The following is a 5,755-nucleotide window of genomic DNA, read 5'->3' on the forward strand; positions in this document are numbered from 1 at the left end:
ACCACCCATGCTCAACCAAGAGTAAATCCAACACAAACACTAGGGCGATCAACACCCAACCTGCGCCCATACCAAACACCAACCCGCGATGCAGTGCCGCCACTGGATCTAACCATGTCCAAAGAATTGCGCCAGACAGCGCACTGCCCAACATCAAAACAGGGATCAGCCAATAACGAATCACGGGAGACCAACGATAGCTCGCTTTAATGTTGAGCTTTCGACGCAACCACGCCGCCAAGTCTGTCACGATGTTCAACGGGCACACCCAAGCACAAAATGCGCGCGGCGCCAAAATCGCGTAAAACACCACGACAATCACTACGCCTAACAACGCATTAAACTCCGGAACATGCCCTGTCGCCAAAGCTTGAAGCACAATTAACGGGTCACTTAACGGCACGGTATCGAGCAACATACTTGATGACAGATTACCAGTTAGAATTCCCAGCGTCGGCCCAGCCATAAATAGCGCAATGATGGTGAACTGACATAGCCGACGTAAAATCAAAAACCGATGCGCGCGCCACCAACCAAGCTTTTCAAGCGCTTCTTTGCCAGCATTTTGAGCTAAATTCTTTGCCATTACTTACCTCCTTTTAGCGATTCAAGCGCACCTTCCGGCACAGGCGTCTCACTAGGGAGGATATTTTCGAGTGGTTTGTCGAGCTCTTTCCAACCAAAATTGTAGTGGCTGCCCACTTTGCCTTTCGCCAAATCCGTCGGGACGACTTTAATAGCAGCGACATCCAACACGCACGCTTGTTCACACTTACCACATCCGGTACACACTTCGGAATTCACTGTAGGGATAAGTTTGGCGTGATAGCCAGTTCGATCGTTGTGAACCATCTCTAACGTGATGGCTTCATCAATCAGCGGACAAACGCGATAACAAACGTCGCATCGTAACCCTTGCCAGTTAAGGCAAGTTTCATGGTCAATAAGAACCGCTGTACCCATTCGAGCATCATCAATATCGGTTAGTTTCGGATCCAGCGCCCCACTCGGACAAGCGACAACACAAGGAATGTCTTCGCACATTTCGCAGGGAATATCGCGTGCAGTAAAGTAAGGTGAGCCAGTCGCGACGGGTGAAAGTAATGTCGCAAGTTTCAAGGTATCGTAAGGACATGCCTGAACACACAAGCCACATCGAATACAAGCTGATTCGAAATCGCCTTCCGGCAGTGCACCAGGCGGACGAATAGGCACACCTTTGGTTTCTCGAGCTTGGCTTTGTAGCGATTGTAAGCCCAATACACACGCAGCTGCGCCAACACCAGCCGCAGTTCGAGCTGTATCACGCAAAAATCGGCGCCGACTTTGCGATATTTTAGACTGAGAGGATTTCATGCTATTTCCTCAACAAAACTCCCTTATCAAGTTAAGCATAAATAGCCCTAAACGTGTCGTTTCCCTATACCTCATAGGAGGTAACCCCATCCTCTATTGATTCAAGTCAACTGACGCACAGTGCCGTCATCACAGTTTGACTAAATGCGTTTATTTACTGCGACATGAAATTCACCACGATACTCTGCAGTACGCACCATTCTCAGTACAATAATTCAACACCTTTGCAATCTATTCGCTCAATTCGATGATAAATCACTACTGAAAATTAAAAAAAAGACATCATAACAAGCTAATTTAAAAGGCATTTATCCATTAAACATAAAAAAATACTATCCAAATAAGAAAACTGTGGTTAGATTAAAAATTAAAACTAAAAAGCGAAGGAGAGAGGCATGGAAATTATCGTACGTCCAACGACCGTCGAAGACGCAGCGGCACTCGTAGAAATCTATTCACAACCAAAAGCACAGCGTGAAACCCTGCAACTCCCAAAGCCTTCGCTCGCGATGTGGGTGGAAAGATTGTCAAACATACCTGATGGTGTTTATAGCTATGTCGCTGAAATTGATGGTAAAGTCGTCGGTAATATTGGCTTTCACCACTCTCTACGTCCAAGAACGATGCACACGGCATCGTTTGGCATCGGAGTACATGATAGTTTCCACGGACTCGGTATTGGTAGCAAATTGATAGAAACAGTCACTGAACTAGCAGATAACTGGTTAAATGTGAGAAGAATTCAGATAGAGGTCAATGCCGATAACGACGCCGCCATTGGGCTTTATAAAAAGCATGGATTTCAAATTGAGGGTGAAGCGATTGACGGTTCCTTCCGTGATGGTGAATTCATCAATACCTATTACATGGCGCGCATCAGACCAGGCCAAAGATAAAACAAAGCCTCCTACTAATTGGAGGCTTTTCTTTTTAAACTTCGACTCACTTTCGTAAGTAAGCCAACGCTCTGCGAGTCAATGCTTCTGTGTAGGGATTGATCTTCCAGTGGTCGGAACTCCAACCTTTCACAAATCGCTGAAAGTCTGCCCAAGCCACAGCAAACAAAGGACGCCATTCACGCTCGACTTCATTAGGGTCAAGATTCGGTTGATAGACCATTAGCGCGTATTGCAACTGAGCAAAATACGTATCCAAAACCCAAACTTCCATCTCTGCACAACGTTCTGGCTTAACGGCGCTACTCATAAACAGTGCCACATCTTTCATTGCACACCCACATCCAACGTATTGAAAGTCAACCGCAGCAACGCTTGATTCTTCTTCATCAAAACAGAAGTTCGCCAATTTGGCATCACCATGTACTAGTGTTTTAAACTTAGCTTGCGAAAGCGTTTGATCAATCAATTGAGCCGCATTTTGTAGCTCAGTGTCTTGCAATGCTTCAAGCTCGTCGGGTCTGGTTGCTAAGTGCCAGTATGTACCGGTATGCCACAACTTATCCGAACGAACATCGATGTATCGCGCATGAAAGTTCGCCAACCAAGTGAGGCAGGCTTGTAGATGCTTTAGCTGTGCATCTGTGATGACTTTTGGAAAGCCCACCTCGGCGAGATCTTCCATCACAATGAGCCATTCATTCTCCGATTGGAACGTTTTTAGACCTTGTGGTACTCGGCAGCGAGTATCCACCCCTCCGGAAAAATGCTCATACCAATTCACTTCCACCTGATAAGAATGCAACTTTCTTTGATGAGAACGGTCCGTATTCCAGCCTCTAGGATGCTCTGAAGGCTTAGGGAGTTTTACATGCTTAATGATCACCGAACGAGTAGAATAAGTAACTTGGACTAACTCTCCATAGCCTCCCCATAGCGATTGTATGACTTCTACAGAGCGGTAATTACCTAGATTGAGTTCCTGGCCAATATTTTGGTAGCGTTGGTGGTTGTTAGTCATCATGCGAGCAGATGTGACCACGTTTGGTTCTTCTCCATGTAGTGAATAACATATGGGCAAACTGGTTTGATTTGATAACCGAGTGACTCAATTTCTGGCAACACCGCTTCCATCATCACTTTTCCGTACCCCTTACCTCGCAGTGCTTCAGGAACAACCGTTGATGTAATGTGCATGACATTACCCTTAAGCTGATAAATTAACTTGGCTTTATAGCCCTGCTCTAAATCAACCCAGAATGTACTATTCGTGGCTTCATGAGTTACTTTATGCATATCTTGCTCTCTAATTTTTGTTACAGATTGATTGAATCAAACTATATCACTGAATAAAATCGATACCATGCGAGAGTGCTGCTTCGCCTCACGCGATTACCTTCTTACATCAGGTACGACAATTATAATGAGAAATATGAGCCCAATTGCCAGAGACGGCAAGCTACCTCTGCAAAGCAAGAAGGCACCAGAACGTCAGGCAAGTACATTAAATAGCACCGATGCAATGGCAATGGTCGAACACGGCAGTGAAGTGAGCTTAAACGTCACCACCCCTGTTGGTACAAAGTTTATTACAACCAGCACATTTGTTGGCTGTCACTCAAATAATACTGCATTGATAGAGGTTCCGAACATCTCCGATGAAGACTTGAAGTTCTATTTTCAAGAAGGCTTTTGGATCAATGTAAAAGCCTACTCTCATCGAGGTGAAGGGGCCGTTATCCCATTTCGGGCCCAATTACAGCATCGACTAGGCGATCCGTACCCAATTTTGGTGCTAGACCTACCCAACACTATGCAGGTCTTTCAGCTTCGCAAAGAAGTGCGTTACGAAGTAAATTTGAGAGCGCGTGTTTGTTTAGAAGCCTATCGAACTGAATGCGAAATAAGAGATTTATCTCGTAGTGGCTGTCGTTTTGTAACATCACCAATGAGCCGACCACTTCAGGTTGGTGACCACGTTTCATTAGATCTAACAATGCCCGGAGAAAGTCGTATGCTAGCGCCGTTGCGAGGTCGTATTTGTAATTTACAAAAATCAACGCACTATGCTCGCTACGGAATGGAGTTTGATGAGGTTGGTAAAAACAACGCTAAAAACCTCCTCAGTCACCTCAAATTTGATGGTACTAAGCTCACACTAAAAAGATAGATTTGATAACCCCTATCGCTTATCAAGAAGCTTTGAAGTGCTAGAAAACAAGAAACCCCTTACTTTTCAGTAAGGGGTTTTTATTTACTAAGAATAAGGCAGTATCTTAGATAAGAGTCATGACTTAGAAGTCGTAACGTAGACCTAGCGCTAGCTCATCTTTTTCAGCCGCGCCTTCGTTATCCATTAGATCGAAGTTGTATGATGCGTAGCCACGGAAGTTAGGCTTGAAGTAGTAAGTTACATCAACAGCTAGGTTTTCTACAGTATCTGCGTCTTCTAGTTCACCTTTGTTGAACGTAGAAGTGAATACAGTTTGACCCATAGTGTAAGCAGCGGCTAGTTCGTAGCCTTTGTAATCAAAAGTCTTACCTGCAACATCCATATCCGCGCCAGTGTAGTTACCAGCGAAGTAGAAGTCACCTACAGAGTATGCAGCTACCAGCATGAACTCATCGCTGTCGTTTTGATCTGCGTAACCAGCACCTAGTTCAAAACCAGTGTTAGCAAACGCGTAAACACCAGATAGAGAGAAGCCATCTTCCTCGTTGTCTGTAAAGCCTTGTGCATCTGTTGTGCGATCAGCAAAACGGTAGCTAGCGCGTACAGCTAGTTGCTCGAATTGGCCTTTGTAAGACAGCATGTTATCTGTACGGTCAGAAACCGGCAGTTTAAGTGCTGCTGTGTTACCGTGGTAAGCCATAATGTCAGTAAAGTCAGTAAGAACCACTAGTGCGCCGTCGTTTTTACCGTAAGTTACTTCACCGTATTTGCCACCCAGACCCGCATAAGCGTAACGAGTTTCAAGGTCACTATTGTTATCTACGGCACCTTCTTCTTTTGTTTTGAACTCACCTTCCCAAAAACCAACGCCGTATAGGTTTTCATTGATTTCCTGTTTGCCTAGGAAGTTAAGACGGATGCGAGTACGGTCTTCTGCCTTACCATCCATCATAGAAAGACGCGCTTCAGCGCGGCCGCCCATCTCAAGAGAAGTGCCATCTTGGTTGTATAGTTCTGAAGCGACAACTTGAGATCCTGATGCCATTAGCGCCACTGCTACAGCTAAAGTTTTTAATTTCATTGTTATTTTCCATATCATTGTTTTATATGTGTTTTCTCACCAGAAAAACAGGACTTTTCTGTACCAACGAGAAAACTGGCGGCATAGTAGCAGCTGTTATTTTTCACGCAACGTGTTGAATAAACAGCACTTATAGAAGAAAACACCACTCAAAATGACGATATGAATACCTCTCAACCATCAAGTTATCGGTTGAGTTAAAAAAAATGTTCGCGTCAAAAAAAAATTGACGAAAAAAATGTAAAAACA

Annotated in this window: 7 protein-coding genes; 2 read left to right on the top strand and 5 right to left on the bottom strand. The window is 44.6% G+C overall.

What is annotated here, in order from left to right:
* Both napH and napG read right to left on the bottom strand, forming a co-directional pair.
* Positions 1-586, bottom strand: a 586-nt coding sequence (napH, locus tag IQR33_RS32330) for a quinol dehydrogenase ferredoxin subunit NapH (protein WP_228013762.1), incomplete at its 3' end; no start/stop codon positions are given.
* Positions 586-1,356, bottom strand: a complete 771-nt coding sequence (napG, locus tag IQR33_RS04765; RefSeq protein WP_064376387.1) for a ferredoxin-type protein NapG — start codon at positions 1,354-1,356, stop codon at positions 586-588. The genes napH and napG, both read right to left, overlap by 1 nt.
* A 395-nt stretch (positions 1,357-1,751) precedes the next feature.
* Here napG and IQR33_RS04770 point away from each other — a divergent pair, with 395 nt between their 5' ends.
* Entirely contained in the window at positions 1,752-2,252 is a 501-nt protein-coding gene (locus IQR33_RS04770) for a GNAT family N-acetyltransferase (protein WP_017820512.1), read from the top strand.
* A 46-nt stretch (positions 2,253-2,298) separates the two neighbouring features.
* Here the strand turns inward: IQR33_RS04770 and IQR33_RS04775 are convergent, their stop codons facing one another.
* On the bottom strand, positions 2,299-3,276 hold the full coding sequence (locus IQR33_RS04775) for a phosphotransferase (RefSeq protein ID WP_193843554.1): 978 nt from the start codon (positions 3,274-3,276) through the stop codon (positions 2,299-2,301).
* Complete coding sequence (locus tag IQR33_RS04780) at positions 3,273-3,548, bottom strand: GNAT family N-acetyltransferase (protein WP_104976440.1); 276 nt, start codon at positions 3,546-3,548, stop codon at positions 3,273-3,275. The genes IQR33_RS04775 and IQR33_RS04780 overlap by 4 nt, the downstream gene beginning before the upstream one ends.
* Positions 3,549-3,675: 127 nt before the next feature.
* On the opposite strand from IQR33_RS04780, the gene IQR33_RS04785 reads away from it, so the two are divergent.
* Entirely contained in the window at positions 3,676-4,422 is a 747-nt protein-coding gene (locus tag IQR33_RS04785) for a flagellar brake protein (protein WP_042521645.1), read from the top strand.
* Between the two features lie 124 nt (positions 4,423-4,546).
* Here IQR33_RS04785 and IQR33_RS04790 read toward each other — a convergent pair whose 3' ends face one another.
* A complete protein-coding gene (locus tag IQR33_RS04790) occupies positions 4,547-5,506 on the bottom strand; it encodes a porin (RefSeq protein ID WP_064354918.1) in 960 nt (319 codons plus the stop codon).
* Positions 5,507-5,755: the final 249 nt, after the last annotated feature.

It is taken from the genome of Vibrio sp. OPT46 (genome assembly GCF_015163535.1).
GTDB lineage: Bacteria > Pseudomonadota > Gammaproteobacteria > Enterobacterales > Vibrionaceae > Vibrio > Vibrio alginolyticus.

Bases quoted from the DNA above. Each gene is read 5' to 3' on its own strand.
- napG (WP_064376387.1), bottom strand. From the start codon at position 1,356: ATGAAATCCTCTCAGTCTAAAATATCGCAAAGTCGGCGCCGATTTTTG.
- IQR33_RS04770 (WP_017820512.1), top strand. From the start codon at position 1,752: ATGGAAATTATCGTACGTCCAACGACCGTCGAAGACGCAGCGGCACTC.
- IQR33_RS04775 (WP_193843554.1), bottom strand. From the start codon at position 3,276: ATGATGACTAACAACCACCAACGCTACCAAAATATTGGCCAGGAACTC.
- IQR33_RS04780 (WP_104976440.1), bottom strand. From the start codon at position 3,548: ATGCATAAAGTAACTCATGAAGCCACGAATAGTACATTCTGGGTTGAT.
- IQR33_RS04785 (WP_042521645.1), top strand. From the start codon at position 3,676: ATGAGAAATATGAGCCCAATTGCCAGAGACGGCAAGCTACCTCTGCAA.
- IQR33_RS04790 (WP_064354918.1), bottom strand. From the start codon at position 5,506: ATGAAATTAAAAACTTTAGCTGTAGCAGTGGCGCTAATGGCATCAGGA.